Annotated in this window: 15 protein-coding genes; 14 read left to right on the top strand and 1 reads right to left on the bottom strand. The window is 32.6% G+C overall.

What is annotated here, in order from left to right; all coding sequences use genetic code 11:
• The first annotated feature begins 537 nt into the window (after positions 1 to 537).
• The 14 genes from rpmH (at position 538) to bsdcttw_RS24815 (ending at position 13,371) form a co-directional block, all read left to right on the top strand.
• Positions 538 to 672 carry a 50S ribosomal protein L34 gene (gene rpmH, locus bsdcttw_RS24880; RefSeq protein WP_033164197.1) on the top strand — a complete coding sequence of 45 codons (135 nt, stop codon included), beginning with the start codon at positions 538 to 540 and terminating at the stop codon, positions 670 to 672.
• Between the two features lie 61 nt (positions 673 to 733).
• A complete protein-coding gene (rnpA, locus tag bsdcttw_RS24875) occupies positions 734 to 1,084 on the top strand; it encodes a ribonuclease P protein component (protein WP_185257437.1) in 351 nt (116 codons plus the stop codon).
• Entirely contained in the window at positions 1,084 to 1,296 is a 213-nt protein-coding gene (yidD, locus tag bsdcttw_RS24870) for a membrane protein insertion efficiency factor YidD (RefSeq protein ID WP_185257436.1), read from the top strand. Before rnpA ends, yidD begins: the two co-directional genes overlap by 1 nt.
• Before the next feature lie 122 nt (positions 1,297 to 1,418).
• Complete coding sequence (locus tag bsdcttw_RS24865) at positions 1,419 to 2,699, top strand: YidC/Oxa1 family membrane protein insertase (RefSeq protein WP_185257435.1); 1,281 nt, start codon at positions 1,419 to 1,421, stop codon at positions 2,697 to 2,699.
• Positions 2,700 to 3,461 (top strand): RNA-binding cell elongation regulator Jag/EloR, encoded by a 762-nt coding sequence (gene jag / locus bsdcttw_RS24860; protein WP_185257434.1) that lies wholly within the window; start codon positions 2,700 to 2,702, stop codon positions 3,459 to 3,461. It begins immediately after the preceding gene.
• A gap of 229 nt (positions 3,462 to 3,690) precedes the next feature.
• Positions 3,691 to 5,067, top strand: a complete 1,377-nt coding sequence (mnmE, locus tag bsdcttw_RS24855) for a tRNA uridine-5-carboxymethylaminomethyl(34) synthesis GTPase MnmE (RefSeq protein ID WP_185257433.1) — start codon at positions 3,691 to 3,693, stop codon at positions 5,065 to 5,067.
• A 16-nt stretch (positions 5,068 to 5,083) separates the two neighbouring features.
• The gene (gene mnmG / locus bsdcttw_RS24850; protein WP_185257432.1) at positions 5,084 to 6,970 is read left to right on the top strand and encodes a tRNA uridine-5-carboxymethylaminomethyl(34) synthesis enzyme MnmG; all 1,887 of its coding nucleotides are present in this window, start codon (positions 5,084 to 5,086) and stop codon (positions 6,968 to 6,970) included.
• Between the two features lie 239 nt (positions 6,971 to 7,209).
• Positions 7,210 to 7,926, top strand: a complete 717-nt coding sequence (gene rsmG / locus bsdcttw_RS24845) for a 16S rRNA (guanine(527)-N(7))-methyltransferase RsmG (RefSeq protein WP_185257431.1) — start codon at positions 7,210 to 7,212, stop codon at positions 7,924 to 7,926.
• Between the two features lie 31 nt (positions 7,927 to 7,957).
• Positions 7,958 to 8,395, top strand: coding sequence for a GNAT family N-acetyltransferase (locus bsdcttw_RS24840; protein WP_185257430.1), 438 nt, complete (start codon positions 7,958 to 7,960; stop codon positions 8,393 to 8,395).
• 183 nt (positions 8,396 to 8,578) lie between these two features.
• Positions 8,579 to 9,688, top strand: coding sequence for a sensor histidine kinase (locus tag bsdcttw_RS24835; RefSeq protein WP_185257429.1), 1,110 nt, complete (start codon positions 8,579 to 8,581; stop codon positions 9,686 to 9,688).
• Positions 9,681 to 10,328 (top strand): response regulator, encoded by a 648-nt coding sequence (locus bsdcttw_RS24830; RefSeq protein WP_185257428.1) that lies wholly within the window; start codon positions 9,681 to 9,683, stop codon positions 10,326 to 10,328. Before bsdcttw_RS24835 ends, bsdcttw_RS24830 begins: the two co-directional genes overlap by 8 nt.
• Before the next feature lie 821 nt (positions 10,329 to 11,149).
• Positions 11,150 to 11,911 (top strand): ParA family protein, encoded by a 762-nt coding sequence (locus bsdcttw_RS24825; RefSeq protein ID WP_185257427.1) that lies wholly within the window; start codon positions 11,150 to 11,152, stop codon positions 11,909 to 11,911.
• 35 nt (positions 11,912 to 11,946) lie between these two features.
• Positions 11,947 to 12,846: a ParB/RepB/Spo0J family partition protein gene (locus tag bsdcttw_RS24820; protein WP_185257426.1), complete on the top strand. Its 900-nt coding sequence runs from the start codon at positions 11,947 to 11,949 to the stop codon at positions 12,844 to 12,846.
• Between the two features lie 12 nt (positions 12,847 to 12,858).
• On the top strand, positions 12,859 to 13,371 hold the full coding sequence (locus bsdcttw_RS24815; RefSeq protein ID WP_185257425.1) for a DUF4446 family protein: 513 nt from the start codon (positions 12,859 to 12,861) through the stop codon (positions 13,369 to 13,371).
• Positions 13,372 to 13,459: 88 nt separating this feature from the next.
• Here bsdcttw_RS24815 and adhE read toward each other — a convergent pair whose 3' ends face one another.
• Entirely contained in the window at positions 13,460 to 16,072 is a 2,613-nt protein-coding gene (gene adhE / locus bsdcttw_RS24810) for a bifunctional acetaldehyde-CoA/alcohol dehydrogenase (protein ID WP_185257424.1), read from the bottom strand.
• Positions 16,073 to 16,099: the final 27 nt, after the last annotated feature.

Here is a 16,099-nt window from a genome sequence, read left to right as displayed (position 1 = left end):
TACTCTAATCTCCCTAAAATAAAATTTCATACATTCTTCTTAATATAATATAACAAAATTGTGGATATTTCAATGATAATATGTAACTAAAATGGCGGAAAGGGGTGGATATCCCCAAGCTAAATGTATTTATTAACAGTTATGTGAATTTTTTATACAGAGTATTAACAGAAAGAAAACCAGTGAAAATAAAGAATTGTTCGAATTAATCAGACAAAATATTCACACCATTTCACAAAGTTATCCACAAATCATCAACAATTTGTGGATAACTTTGTGTGAAACAAATGTTTTTATTATTTTTTCTATTTTTTTGAAATAATTATACTATTTATGGAATTTTATAATAGTAAAAATCAAACCTGGTAGAATTTCTAAAAAAAATAACAGTAATTTACTGGAATATAACAATTAACTATAAGAAATACTTGACGTACAAGCTTATCAAAGATATAATAAACATAATATTTTAAATTATTAAAATAGAATAAATACGCTTACCATTATGTCTTGGTATATATAAAGGAGGTGCCCGTTATGAAGATGACATTCCAGCCTAAAAAAAGAAGCAGATCCAAAGTTCATGGATTTAGAGCAAGAATGAGCACTGCCAACGGCAGAAAAGTATTATCCAGCAGAAGAGCTAAAGGCAGACACAAATTATCAGCTTAGGTCGCATTACTGTGGCCTTTTCTTCTCTTTATTTCTTTTTTAAAGAAAGGGCCGAAAAGTCTTGAAACTATCAGAATCAATGAAAAAAAATGCCAACTTTAAGTCCGTTTATAAAAGCGGAAAGTCTTTAGCCAATACGTATCTGATAATGTACGTAATGGAAAACCATACAGAAAGAAACAAACTCGGTGTTTCGGTTAGTAAAAAAGTTGGCAACAGTGTAATCAGACACAGGATTACAAGATTAATAAGAGAAAGTTACAGATTAAACGAGGAAATGTTTAATAGTGGTTTAGACATTGTCGTTATAGCAAGAGCAGGAGCAAAGGGTAGAAACTACTTGGAAATTAACAGTGCATTACTTCATTTATCAAGGATGCATAAAATTCTGAAAGAGACAACAAAATCGTGATGAAGCGAGTTTTAATAGGAATGATTAAATTTTACAGGAAATTTATTTCGCCCTTAAAAGGGAGGTCAAGTTGTATCTATGTACCTACCTGCTCTTCTTATGCTATTCAAGCACTGGAAAAATATGGTGTCATTAAAGGAGGATATCTTGCCGTAAGGCGTATTTTAAGATGTCATCCTTTTCATATAGGCGGATATGATCCTGTGCCATAATTTATTTTTTGGATTATAAGGTATAGGAACTTAAAGATGTTCCTATAATCAAACGGATGACGGCAAATATGTCGTCTGATGTTTTATTACTGCAAGTTCGGAATGTTCAAGGAGGAAGAAAATTGTTAGAGGCAGTATTAACCCAGAGCGGTGGCATATTAGGACCAATCGCATTTATTTTAGGACGGATATTAAATGGTATCTATGTTTTTTTAGGACTGTTTGGAATACACAACGTAGCATTGGTAATCGTTTTGTTTACCTTTATTGTAAGGGGTCTTATGACGCCGCTGACAATAAAACAACAGAAATTCAGCAAACTTTCCGCTAAGATGAACCCTGAACTTACAGCAATCACTGCTAAGTACAAAGGAAAAAAAGATGAAGCTTCCATGAGAAAACAGCAGGCAGAGACCCAGGCTGTATATATGAAGTACGGCGCTAACCCGACTTCAGGATGTCTTCCCTTATTAATACAGCTTCCCATAATGTTCGCTTTGTATCAGGTTATCTACCATATACCTGCCTATGTAACAGAGATTAATGTTTGGTATAAACATATTGGTGAAGCAATTATAAGTAACGGCAATTACCTTGATATCATGAAAGAGTTTGCAAAAGCTGGACAGGTAAGTACCGTTAAATTTACTGAGATGGCAAATGGCAACTTAACATTGAACCATATAATTGATATTCTGGCAAAGTTCACTCCGGATAACTGGAATGAATTAGTTTCAAAATTCCCGCCATTGGCCGATATTATTAAAACAAACTCAACACATATTATTGATGTAAACAGTCTTTTTAATACAATTAACATTCTTGACAAACCGGGTCTTAAGTTCCCGGGAGTTATTATTCCGTTCTTAGCAGCTGGTTTTCAGTTTATTCAAACAAAGCAAATGATGGCAGCTAATCCTACTCCTGTGGATAAGGATAACCCGATGGCAGCTTCCATGGGTATGATGAATAATGTTATGCCTATTATGTCCGGTGTATTTTGCTTTATGTTCCCTGTTGGTATTGGTATTTACTGGATAGCAGGTAGTTTATTTGCAATTGGTCAGCAGTTTGTTATTAATAGAATACTTTCCAAAATCGATATTGATGACATGATCAAGAAGAATGTTGAAAAAGCAAACAAGAAGAAAGCTAAGTTAGGTTTAGACCCTAATGCCACTTTAGAAGATTTAGCAAAAACTCAGACAAAATCTATTACATCAAGACTGCAAACTCAAGTGCCAGAAAATTCAGGTTCTACCTCTGACTATGCAAATTCAGTTAAGAAAAATTATGTTGACTCAAATTCAGGAAAGAGTGATACAACCTATAAACCGGGAAGTATTTCTGCAAATGCGAATCTCCTGAAATCGAGGAACAAGGATAATAAGGGGGATAAGTAAATGGATTGGTTGGAAATTACTGCAAAAACTGTAGATGAAGCCATAACAGAAGCACTTATTAAACTACAAACGACAAGTGACCGTATTGAGTATGAGGTAATTGAAAAAGAGAGCAGCGGCTTTTTAGGCCTGTTTAACAAACCTGCTAAGATAAAAGCCAGGATGAAACAAGGTGCCGACTATGCAGCAAAGGATTTTCTGAGTAAAGTATTTAAGGCAATGGGAATCGAAGCTACTGTTGAAGTTAACTTTGATGAGGAGGAATCCTCCATGGATATCAATGTACTTGGTGATGATATGGGGGTATTAATCGGTAAGAGAGGTCAGACTCTGGATTCTCTTCAATACCTTGTAAGCCTGGTATTAAATAAAGGCAGTGAAAAGTATATTAAAGTTAAACTTGATACAGAAAACTACAGACAAAGAAGAAAAGAAACCTTAGAAAACTTGGGTAAGAATATCGCATTTAAAGTAAAGAGAACAAGAAAACCTGTTGCTCTGGAACCTATGAATCCGTATGAGAGAAGAATTATTCATTCTGTCCTTCAGAATGATAAATTTGTGGAAACACATAGTGAAGGTGAAGAACCGTTTAGAAAAGTTGTAGTTACTTTGAAGAAGAGTGCACAGCAAAAGGAATATAAATACAACAATCAAAACAGCCATTATAAAACCCAATATGGTAATAAACAAAAAAAAGAATATGGCGGATACACTCATAAGCACAGAGAAGATGTTGTTAAAACAAGCGAAGTAGAATAAAGAAGAAGGGCGTATTAAAGGTAATAGCTTTGATACGCTTTTTTTAAAGTAAAGCTAGAAGTAAAGGTATATTTCTGTATATTAATATACGGAAGGTATAAGTGAAGTCGGAGTGAAAGATTAATCTTTCACTCTGTCTAATTTTTAAGTATACTGAAGTATCCAAATGAATGTTTATAAAAATAAAGTTTTTTAGACGCAAAGATTATTCGCAGGAATGAGGTAAGAAATGAATATTGATACAATAGCGGCGATAGCTACTGCGGTAAACAATGGCGGAATTAGTATAATTCGTATTAGCGGGCCGGAAGCAATAGCTGTTGCAGATAGAGTTTTTCAGCCTAAAAAAGAAGAAAATAAATTATCTTCTATGAAAAGTCATACAGTTCATTATGGGTATATAAAAGATAATGGAAAAGTAATAGATGAAGTTTTAACAGTAATTATGAAAGCTCCCAATACCTATACAAGGGAAGATGTAGTGGAGATTAACTGCCACGGAGGAGTGATTGTAACTAAAAAAGTATTGGAAACTGTAATTAAAAACGGCGCAAGAATTGCCGAACCTGGTGAGTTTACCAAAAGAGCATTTTTAAACGGAAGAATAGATTTATCCCAAGCTGAAGCGGTATCAGATATCATCAATGCAAAAAATACTTATGCACTGAAGAATTCTCTTAATCAGTTAAAAGGAAATGTCTATACAAAAATAAAGGAACTTCGTGAAAATATTCTGCATGATCTGGCTTATCTGGAAGCTGGACTTGATGACCCGGAACATATTGATTTAGATGACTTTAAATATCTTTTAGCTGATCATATTAATGATTACAACAAGGATATACAAAAGCTTTTAGATACTGTGGGTAATGGAAGAATTATAAAAGAAGGCATTAAGACAGTAATTGTTGGTAAACCCAATGCAGGAAAATCATCACTGTTGAACGCACTTATGGGAACGGACAGAGCAATAGTTACAGATATACCGGGTACCACCAGAGATACACTGGAAGAATCTATAATGATAGGTGATCTCTGCCTTAATATAATAGACACGGCAGGAATTAGAAACACAACGGATATAGTGGAAAACATGGGAGTAGAAAGAGCCAGATCTATGACAATGGATAGTGACTTAATTCTTTATGTCGTAGATGCATCACAACCGTTGGATGAAAATGATGAAGAAATTATAGAATTGATAAAAGACAAGAATGCAGTTGTCTTATTAAATAAATCAGATCTTAGTCCCATAATAAATACTGAGACAATAAATCAAAAATTGAAGAAAGAAGTACTATTTATATCTGCGAAAGAAAAAGAAGGGTTAGAAGAACTGGAAGAATATATTAAAAATATGTATTTTAAAGGTATATTAGAATATAATGACGAAGTGTATATTACAAATTTAAGACAGGAAGAGGCATTAAGGCGAGGACAGGAAAGTCTTAAGATAGTAATGGAAACAATTAATGATAATATGCCTGAAGATTTATATGCAGTTGATTTGATGAATGCATATGAAGCATTAGGCAGCATAACCGGAGAGCAGGTAGATGAGGACTTGGTAAATACAATTTTCCGTGAATTTTGCATGGGAAAATAGAGATAGGAGGTAACTTATGTCATATATATATGAAAGTTATGATGTGGTTGTAATCGGAGCCGGGCATGCAGGCTGTGAAGCAGCACTAGCCTGTTCACGGCTGGGTCAGAATACTTTAATATTAACTATAAGCATGGATAGTATTGCTTTAATGCCTTGTAACCCCAATATTGGAGGTACATCTAAGGGACATTTGGTAAAGGAAATAGATGCTTTAGGCGGAGAGATGGGAAAAAACATCGATAAAACTTATATACAGTCTAAGATGTTAAATATATCAAAGGGACCGGCGGTTCATTCCTTAAGAGCACAGGCTGATAAACAGGATTATAGCAGAGAAATGAGAAAAATTCTGGAGAATACGGACAACCTTACTCTAAAGCAGGCGGAAGTTACTGAAATACTTGTGGAAGAAGGAAAGGTTACAGGAGTAAAGACCTTTACAGGAGCAATCTATCCTGCCAAAGCAGTAATTTTATGTACTGGCACATATTTAAATGCAAGATGTATAACAGGAGATATCAGTAATTATACAGGACCCAATGGCTTAAAATCAGCTAATTACCTTACGGAATCCTTAAAAAGCGCTGGTATTGAGATATACCGTTTTAAGACCGGAACACCGGCGAGAATTGATAAGCGTTCTATTGATTTTAGTAAGATGGAGGAGCAATTAGGAGATGAAGAAATTGTACCTTTTTCTTTTACTAACAAGGAAGAAGATATTAGAAAAGAACAGGTATCCTGCTGGCTAACTTACACAAATGAATCAACACATAAGATTATACGGGATAACATACATCGTTCTCCATTATTTTGCGGAGATATAAAAGGAACAGGTCCAAGATATTGTCCGTCTATTGAAGATAAAGTTGTAAGGTTTGCTGATAAAGAAAGACATCAGGTGTTTATTGAACCAGAAGGAAATTATACAAATGAGATGTATGTAGGAGGCATGTCCAGCTCACTTCCGGAAGATGTTCAATATCAGATGTACAGAAGTGTGGCAGGATTAGAGAATGCAAAAATAGTCAGGAATGCATATGCAATCGAGTATGATTGTATTAATCCAAACCAACTAAAAGCAACTCTGGAATTCAAAAATGTCGAAGGTTTATTTAGCGGTGGTCAGTTCAATGGAAGTTCAGGATACGAAGAAGCTGCGGCACAGGGATTAATTGCGGGAATAAATGCAGCTATGAAATTACTTAATAGGGACCCATTAATATTAGACCGATCTGAAGCATATATAGGGGTATTAATAGATGACCTGGTTACGAAAGAAACTCATGAACCATATCGAATGATGACATCAAGAGCTGAATATCGGTTACTGCTAAGGCAGGATAACGCGGATCTACGCTTGACAGGAAAAGGTTATCAGGTTGGATTAATAAAGGAAGAAAGATATCAGGGACTGTTAAAAAAGGAAGAAGAAATTGAAAAAGAAACGAAAAGAGTAAATGAAACATTAATCGGTGCTACTTCTTTCGTACAGGAATTCTTAAATACAAACAACAGCCAGGAATTAAAGACCGGTACTACAATAGGGGAATTAATAAGAAGGCCGGAATTAAATTATGATATGCTGGAACCCATTGATACACAAAGAAAACCATTACCTAAAGATATAAGAGACCAGGTAAATATTAATATTAAGTATAATGGATATATCGAGAGACAGCTAAGACAGGTAGAACAGTTTAAGAAACTTGAAGGTAAGATTATTCCGGAAAATATTAATTATGAAGAAATTAAAAGTTTAAGAATCGAAGCAAGACAAAAGCTTATCAAACTAAGACCAGCTTCCGTAGGACAAGCATCCAGAATATCAGGGGTATCACCGGCAGACATATCAGTGTTACTAGTTTATCTGGAGCAATTTATGAGAAGAAGTAGCTAAAATATAGAATACCAGAAGATAATTCTATAAATAAAATTTATATTAAGGCAGTTTGCTGTAAAATGTAAACTGCCTGTGTTATACTTATAAGAAATAATAGGAAGCTTAAAATAAGGTATAATAAAGAAGGTCAAACGCGTTGGAAAGATTATGGCTGCCAGGATGAATGCCAGCTGTCAATTTTACAATTAAATATTCAGAGTATCCAGCATAGACTGGATATTCACGAAAGGATATATATGGATAATACAAAAAAGTTACTAGATGAAGCAAGAAATCATCATATAGAGCTTACGCAAGAGCAGGCAGAGCAGTTTGTAAAATATTATGAAATGCTGATAGAAAAAAATAAAGTTATGAATCTTACTGCTATTACGGATTATGATGAGGTTATTGTAAAACATTTTATAGATAGTTTAAGTATAATAAAGGTTTATAATGTTAATCAAGCATTAAAGGTTATTGATATTGGAACCGGTGCTGGATTTCCTGGTATACCATTAAAAATTGCCTTTCCAAAGCTTACTGTTACGTTGATTGATTCCTTAAATAAGAGGGTTACATTTTTAAATGAGGTTATATCTGAACTCGGTTTGACAGATATTCATGCTATACATGGAAGAGCAGAGGATCTAGGCAGAGATAGTTCGCACCGCGAGAAATATGATTTATGTGTATCAAGAGCAGTATCTAATCTCTCGACCTTATCAGAATATTGTATACCATTTGTAAAAATAAATGGTATGTTTATTTCGTATAAAGGTATAAATATAAAGGAAGAATTAGACACAGCTAAAAAGGCAATAAATATACTGGGCGGAAAAGTTAAAACCTTTGATGAATTCTCACTGAATGAAAACATGGGAAGAGCTTTAATATTAATTGAAAAAGTTGAGAAAACATCAATGAAATATCCGAGGTTGGCTGGAAAGCCTGCCAAAGAGCCATTACAATAAATAAAATATATTGTAAAAGAAGGGAGTAAGTATGGTACAGGTAAAAGAAATAAAGGACAGTAATAAGCTTTCTGAAATATATGAAATATGGGAAAAGGTATTTGGAATTAGTAGAACAGTGCATAATTATGATATTTCCAATAATTACATTATTCTATATGAGGGGTTAAAGGAAGACACCCCTATTGGAGCAGCACTTATTAAGCCTTCCGGAGAAGATTGCTATATAGAAAATCTTGCTATTATAGAAGAAAAGAGAAATCAGCAAAATGGTGAATTCCTATTAAGGTTTGCTGTAGATAAAGGATTTCAATCAGAATTCCATAAAGTTTACGCTGTAACGAAAGAGAATCAAGGTGGTTTATTTGAAAAAGTTGGATTTTTAAAAACATATGATGACAAAATACAACAAAATATGATAAAATATGAAATAAATCCGGAAAATTTTTATAGAAAATGCAATCATTAAATAAATTAGTAAAATGTGATAAAAATATGTCAAAAAATAAAAAAGTACTTTTAAAAATGTAATAAATGGTATAAAATATATACATTAGAAGCTAATCAGAAAATATTTATATTTAATGAATAAAAACACATTTACATAACCCTGATATTCTAAAATTTTGAGTACATACGGGAGAATAAAAATATGATTTATCAGGAAGATAATATGGGTTTTATGGAACAGTTAAGGGATGCTTTGTATTATATTGATGATAATGAGAAAATAGTTCAGGAAGAAATGAATCAAATTAATATAAAACTGAAGCTGTTGGAAGAAAAAAAGAAAAAAGAACAAAAAAGTATCTCATCATTAATGACAGAAGATGTAAACAGTGAAGTTTATTTATTAAATACAGATGAAAAAAATAAGAAATTATCTCAGCTAATGACGAGAAAAAATAAAATAGAGCAGGAAATAAAGCTGGCTGAAGAGAAATTTCTTGAATGTATAAAGAGAAAAAATAACTTAGATAATATTAAGAATTGTTTTCATACATTAAAGGGTAATATTTGTGAGGATTCATATTCAAAAACTATGAATTCTTCTTGTAAGAATAGAGAAGATAATAAAATAAGTTATGAACTTGGACTAAATATAATTGAAACACAGGAAAATGAAAGAAAGCGAATCGCTAGAGATTTACATGATTCAACGGTGCAGAATTTAACTACTATGATGCATAAAACAGAGTTATGTACGCGATTAATCGATTTAGATCCAATAAGAGCTAAGTTAGAGTTACAAACGATGGTTGGAACTATTAAATCAACCATTAACGATATGAGAAATATTATTTACGGTTTGAGACCAATGGCTTTAGATGATTTAGGATTGATTCCTGCAATTCAGAAATACATCCGTGATGTCTCAAATAATTATAATATAAAAGTTAACTTTAAAATACATAACAAAGAAAAGATTTTGCTGCCTGTTATAAACCTTACATTATTTCGTATTATACAGGAATCTGTAAACAATGCAATAAAACATGGCAAGGCAAATGCAATCTGGGTTGATATATATTATTCAGATAAATCCGTAAGAGTACAAGTAAAAGATGATGGAATTGGCATAAAGGATGATACCTTGCAAAAGGCTCATGATAATATTTTTTCTGGTTATGGATTGTCAATGATGAAAGAGAGGGTTTCAATATTATCAGGAGAATTTAATATTGAGTCAGTGGAGAAAGAAGGAACAAAGATTTCTATAAAAATTCCTTTAATTAAGATATGGAGGGAAACAAATGAATAGTATAAGGGTAGTTATATCAGATGATCACAAAATGATAAGGGAAGGGTTAAAACAGCTTTTGGAATTAGAGGGAGATATTGTAGTTGTAGGTGAAGCAGGGGATGGCATAGAGTGTCTGGAACAGTTGGAAAGTAAGAAGCCGGATGTTTTGTTATTGGATATAAATATGCCAAGAATGGGTGGCTTGAAGGTATTAGAAAAGCTTAGAGAGATGAAGCATACTACTAAGGTTTTAATATTAACTATCCATAATGAAATTGAATATTTATTAAAAGCTGTAGAGATTGGTGTTAACGGTTATATTTTAAAAGATTCTGAAAGTGATTTACTTAGAAGAGCAATCTTTGCGGTATATAGGGGAGAAACATATATACAACCAAATATGATTCCATTGCTAAATGAAAAATTAGAAGGAAAAGAAGATATCACATCCAGTGAAAGTCTTCTTACCAAGCGTGAAATGGAAGTTCTAAAATTAATTACAGAAGGTCTGTTTAATAAAGAAATAGCCTATAATTTATCCATAAGCGAAAAAACTGTTAAAAATCATGTGTCTAATATTTTTAGAAAGATTTCAGTTTCTGATCGTACTCAAGCTGCTGTTTATGCAATTAAAAATAATATAGTAGAAGTACTCTAAAACAGAAGGAGTAAGACATAAAGTTTTTGATACAAAACATATTTTTATAATTGATATTATTTAAAAATTATTAAGTACATAGAGCAAAAATAGGATGAGGCAATAAATAGTCTCATCCTATTTTTGTTTTATAATAGTTTATATAAATAAAAATCACATAAAAAGAGCTTAAAGTTAGAATAAAAAATAAAATCGCAAGATAAAAAAATCAAATTGCAAAAGTAAAAATAAAAAACAGAACAACAAAAGTAAAAAAAATTAAGTTACTATATCCAACTGATTATAAGTATTATTCAAGGACTGTAGTTTTTATATCTTAATATATGGAAGTGCTAATTATTCTGTTTTATATTATTATAACAATAAAATGTTTCACGTGAAACATTGCTATTATTACTTTATTATATTATTAAATGACTATATACAGGTAAAAAATTTAGTATTTTTATGGATAAATAAATTTATTAATGATATAATAAAAAAGATATAGAAAAACTATATTTTCATTCGATAAACATTATATATTTATGTAGACTAATAAAACAAAGTCGGTCAAAGTCCTCTTACTATTCTTTAAGTTTGATAAAAATATCATTTAAGAGAGAATTACTATATTAAACTCTATAAGTAAAGGTATTAACTAATAACGAATATTTGATAATAATCAAAATTTGATATAATTATTAAATCACGTATCTGCAAACTACAATAGATTAGATTCTGATTTTAAATATATAATATAGTTTGTTTATAGTTTTTAATTCTAATGATGAATCATGTCCATAATGATATACAGAAAGAGTGTTCTTTAGGAGGGAATAATGGGTCGAATAATAGCAGTTGCAAATCAAAAGGGGGGAGTAGGTAAGACAACAACATCAATAAATCTATCCGCCTGTCTTGCTGAAAAAGGGAAAAAAGTGCTTACTATTGATGTTGACCCACAAGGAAATACATCAAGTGGTCTTGGAGTAAACAAGAATGAACTACAATATACCATTTATGATCTAATGATAGGTAATTGCACTGTATCTGATTGTTTAGTAGAAAATGTCTTTGATAATTTGTCATTGATTCCTTCAAATGTAAATCTGGCAGGTGCAGAAATAGAATTGATCGGCATAGATGATAGAGAATACATATTAAAAAAAGAAATCGAAAAAATAAGGGAAATGTTTGATTTCATTATAATTGATTGTCCCCCGTCCTTAAATACTTTAACGATTAATGCAATGACTACTGCTGACACAGTACTTGTACCGATTCAATGTGAGTATTATGCATTAGAAGGTTTATCACAGTTGATACATACAATAAATCTGGTTAGACAAAGATTAAATCCCGAGCTTAATATCGAAGGTGTTGTATTTACTATGTACGACGCCAGAACAAACTTATCATTACAAGTAGTAGAAAATGTGAAAGAAAATCTAAAGCAAAATATTTATAAAACGATTATACCCAGAAATGTTAGATTAGCAGAAGCACCAAGTCATGGTTTACCTATAAACTTATATGATTCAAAATCTGCAGGTGCAGAAGGTTATAGAGATTTGGCTGATGAAGTTATCAATAAAGTATAATTATCTACTTAGCAAAAAAATGATTGGAGAAACATATGCCAGGAACAAAAAAGGGATTAGGAAAAGGCCTTGACTCAATGATACCGGACAGAAGTGAAAAGGTTCAAGATAAAATAGAAACAATGGACGTAAAAGATGTTTCACGTGAAACATTAATTTCAATTAATGAAATAGAACCAAATAAAAATCAACCAAGAAAACATTTCGATGAAGACTCTATTCAGGAACTTGCAGATTCAATTAAACAGCATGGTGTTATTCAACCTCTTATAGTGCAAAAGAAAGATAAATATTATGAAATAATAGCTGGAGAAAGAAGATGGAGAGCAGCTAAAATGGCTGGCCTAAAGGAAATCCCAGTTATTGTGAAAAATTATAGTTCACAAGAAATTGTCGAGATAGCATTGATTGAGAATATTCAGAGAGAAGATCTTAATCCAATAGAAGAAGCACTAGCATATCAAAATTTAATTAAAGAGTTTAACTTGAAGCAAGATGAGGTAGCGGAGAAAGTTTCTAAAAGCAGAACAGCTATTACCAATGCAATGAGATTATTGAAATTAGACAACAGGGTTCAGCAGATGTTGATTGATGATATGATAACAGGTGGACATGCTAGAGCATTACTTGGAATTGAAGATGTAGAACTCCAATATCAAGCGGCAATGAAAGTTTTTGACGAAAAATTAAGTGTTAGAGAAACTGAGAAATTAGTAAAGAAATTATTAAAAGGTATTAATGAAGTCAAGAGTGAGGTTGCAATATCAAAGGAAAACCTTGCGGTTTATAGAGATATTGAAGAAAAAATAAAAAAAATTATGGGTACAAAAGTATCTATTAAAAAGAAAGATGATAATAACGGAAAAATCGAAATTGAGTATTATTCAGTCGAAGAACTCGAACGTATATTAGAATTATTTGAAACCATACACTAAAGGAGAACACGAATGTTACTAAATGACTACATAACTGATTATTTGACTTACATTATTTTAGGAATGGCAGCAATTATATTGGTAATGTTTATATGTATTATTGCTTTATTGGTAAAATCAGCTGGACTCAAAAAAAGGTATAAAAAGTTTATGGAAGGTGCTGATGGGAAATCCCTTGAGACACAGTTTGAAACTAAGTTCAATGAATTAGATACATTAAGAAATGAAAGCACCGTGCATACAGAACAGATAAAAAAGATATTCGAGAATCTTTTAGTTGCTTATCAGAAAATAGGAATAGTTAAGTATGATGCATTTCATGAGATGGGTGGTAAATTAAGCTTTGTCCTTGCTGTTTTAAATGATGAAAACAATGGGTTTTTATTAAATTCTATGCATTCAACAAGAGAAGGCTGTTATACTTATATCAAAGAAATTATAAAAGGAGAAAGTTTTGTTGTTCTTTCCTCTGAAGAAAAGGCTGCTCTAGAAGAAGCCAAAAAATTTAAAAATTATATGGAATAGAAAAGGAAGTAAAGTAATAAAAAAAATAGTAAAAAAATATAACAAAAAGTCCGCTTTATGCGGACTTTTTGTTTGTAAACTATATTTATTACTTGGCAGGTGTATTATCTTTTCCATAGTATGCAGTTAAATATAACTCTTCTAATTCAGATACTAATGGAAGTCTGGGATTAGCTGTTGTACACTGGTCACCGAATGCTAAATCAGCTAAACTGTTAACCTTTGTAAGGAAGTTCTTTTCATCAATTCCATATTCCTTTAATGTTGCAGGAATTCCTAAGAAAGAATTTAATTTTTCAACTTCTTTTGCTAAGATTTCAACAGCATCATCGTTGTTCTTAGGTGAATATCCTAATTTCTTCATTAAAGTGAATATCTTATCACCTACAATGTAGCTTTCATACTTAGGCCAGGAAGTGAATTTTGTAGGGCAGGAAGTACCATTGTATCTAATAACATGAGGTAATAATATTGCATTAGCACAACCGTGAGGAATATGATATTCTCCTCCTAATTTATGAGCAAGAGAATGATTAATTCCTAAGAAAGCATTTGTAAAAGCCATACCTGCAATGGTTGATGCATTATGCATTTTCTCTCTGGCTACAGGGTCTTTTTCACCAAATTCATAAGATCTCTTGAGATAAGTGAAGACCATTTCTATTGCATGGATAGCAAGGGCATCTGTATAATCAGAAGCAAGTATTGATACATATGCTTCGATAGCATGTGTCAAAACATCCATACCAGTCCAAGCAGTTGAAGTCTTAGGTACTGTCATAACAAAGTCAGGATCTATAATTGCTACGTCTGGTGTTAACTCATAATCTGCAAGAGGATATTTCTTATTTTCTGTCTTATCCGATATAACAGCAAAGGATGTTACCTCAGAACCTGTTCCGGATGTTGTAGGGATAGCAACTAACTTTGCTTTCTTTCCTAACTGAGGGAATTTATAGGTACGTTTTCTGATATCCAGGAATTTAAGGGACATATTTTTAAAGTCTGCTTCCGGATTTTCGTAGAATAACCACATACCTTTAGCTGCATCAATAGCTGATCCACCACCTAATGCAATAATAACATCAGGTTTAAATTTATTCATGGAGTCTACGCCTCTCATTATTGTTTCAAGAGAGGGATCGGGTTCAACCTGATCAAAGATTTCGCAATGAACATATTCTTCTCTTTTTCTTAACTGGTACAATACCTTGTTAACATATCCTAGCTGTGTCATTGAAGGATCAGTAACGATGAAAGCCTTTGTTATTCCAGGCATCTTAGCCAGATAAGCAGTTGATCCTGATTCAAAGTATATTTTACTGGGTATCTTGAACCATTGCATATTGTTTCTCCTCTTAGCTACGCGCTTGATATTTACAAGATCAACAGCTGATACGTTATGAGTTGTTGAGTTTCCACCATAAGAACCGCAACCAAGTGTTAAGGAAGGCATATTTGTATTATATAAATCGCCGATAGCACCATGAGTAGAAGGAGAGTTTACAATAATACGTCCAGTTTTCATTCTATTAGAGAATTCTTCAATTACATTTTGATCAGTGGAGTGAAGTACGGAGGAGTGACCCATACCGCCGTTTGCTAACATCTTTTCGCAGAGCACCATACCATCTTCCAGATCTTTTGCTTTCACTACTGCTAATACAGGGGATAACTTTTCTATAGACAGTGGATACTCTTTGCCAACACCTTCAATTTCGGTACATAAAATTTTAGTATCTGCAGGGATTGTAAAACCAGCTAAAGCTGCGATAGCTGCAGGTGACTGACCTACGATTGCAGGATTTACACTTCTCTTTTCAATATTAATAACTACAGGCTCAAGTTTTTTGATTTCTTCTTTTGTTGCGAAGTAGCAGCCTGCCTTCTTCATCAGTTCTATAACTTCCTTATAAACTGGAGCTTCAATAATAGCAGCCTGCTCGGAAGCACAAATCATACCATTGTCAAAGGACTTTGATAAAACAAGATCATTTACAGAACGCTTTAAAACTGCTGTTTTTTCAATAAAGCAAGGTACGTTTCCAGGACCAACGCCAAGTGCAGGCTTTCCGCAAGAATAAGCTGCTTTAACCATACCAGGACCACCAGTTGCAAGAATACATGCTACACCAGGATGATTCATTAATACGGATGTAGCTTCTACGGATGGATATTCAATCCATTGGATACAGTTTTTAGGGGCACCTGCTTTTACTGCTGCATCATACAGTGTTTGCGCTGCAGCTTTTGAGCACTTCTGAGCACTGGGATGAAAACCGAATATAATAGGATTTCTGGTCTTAATACAAGATATAATCTTAAACATTGTTGTTGAGGTGGGATTTGTAACAGGGGTTACACCGGCTACAATACCGATGGGTTCAGCTACTGTCATATAATCTTCTTCTTCATTATCTTCGATAATACCAACAGTCTTTTGATACTTAATAGAGTGCCAAATATACTCAGTTGCAAATATATTCTTTGTTATCTTATCTTCGTAAATACCTCTTTGAGTCTCCTCAACAGCTAATTTTGCAAGATACTGTTGCTTTGAAAGACCAGCTAATGCCATCTCTTGAACGATATTATCTATTTGTTCCTGATTAAAGTGCATGAATTCTTTTAGAGCTACTTGAGCGTTTTTTACCAGTTGATCTACATGTTCCTGGGGGGTTGGTTGATTTTTTTCACTCATGATAAATCCTCCTATTATAATAATTTA

The organism is Anaerocolumna chitinilytica (assembly GCF_014218355.1).
GTDB lineage: Bacteria > Bacillota > Clostridia > Lachnospirales > Lachnospiraceae > Anaerocolumna > Anaerocolumna chitinilytica.
Note: the sequence above shows the minus strand (reverse complement) of the source record. Positions and strands in the feature narration are given on the sequence as shown.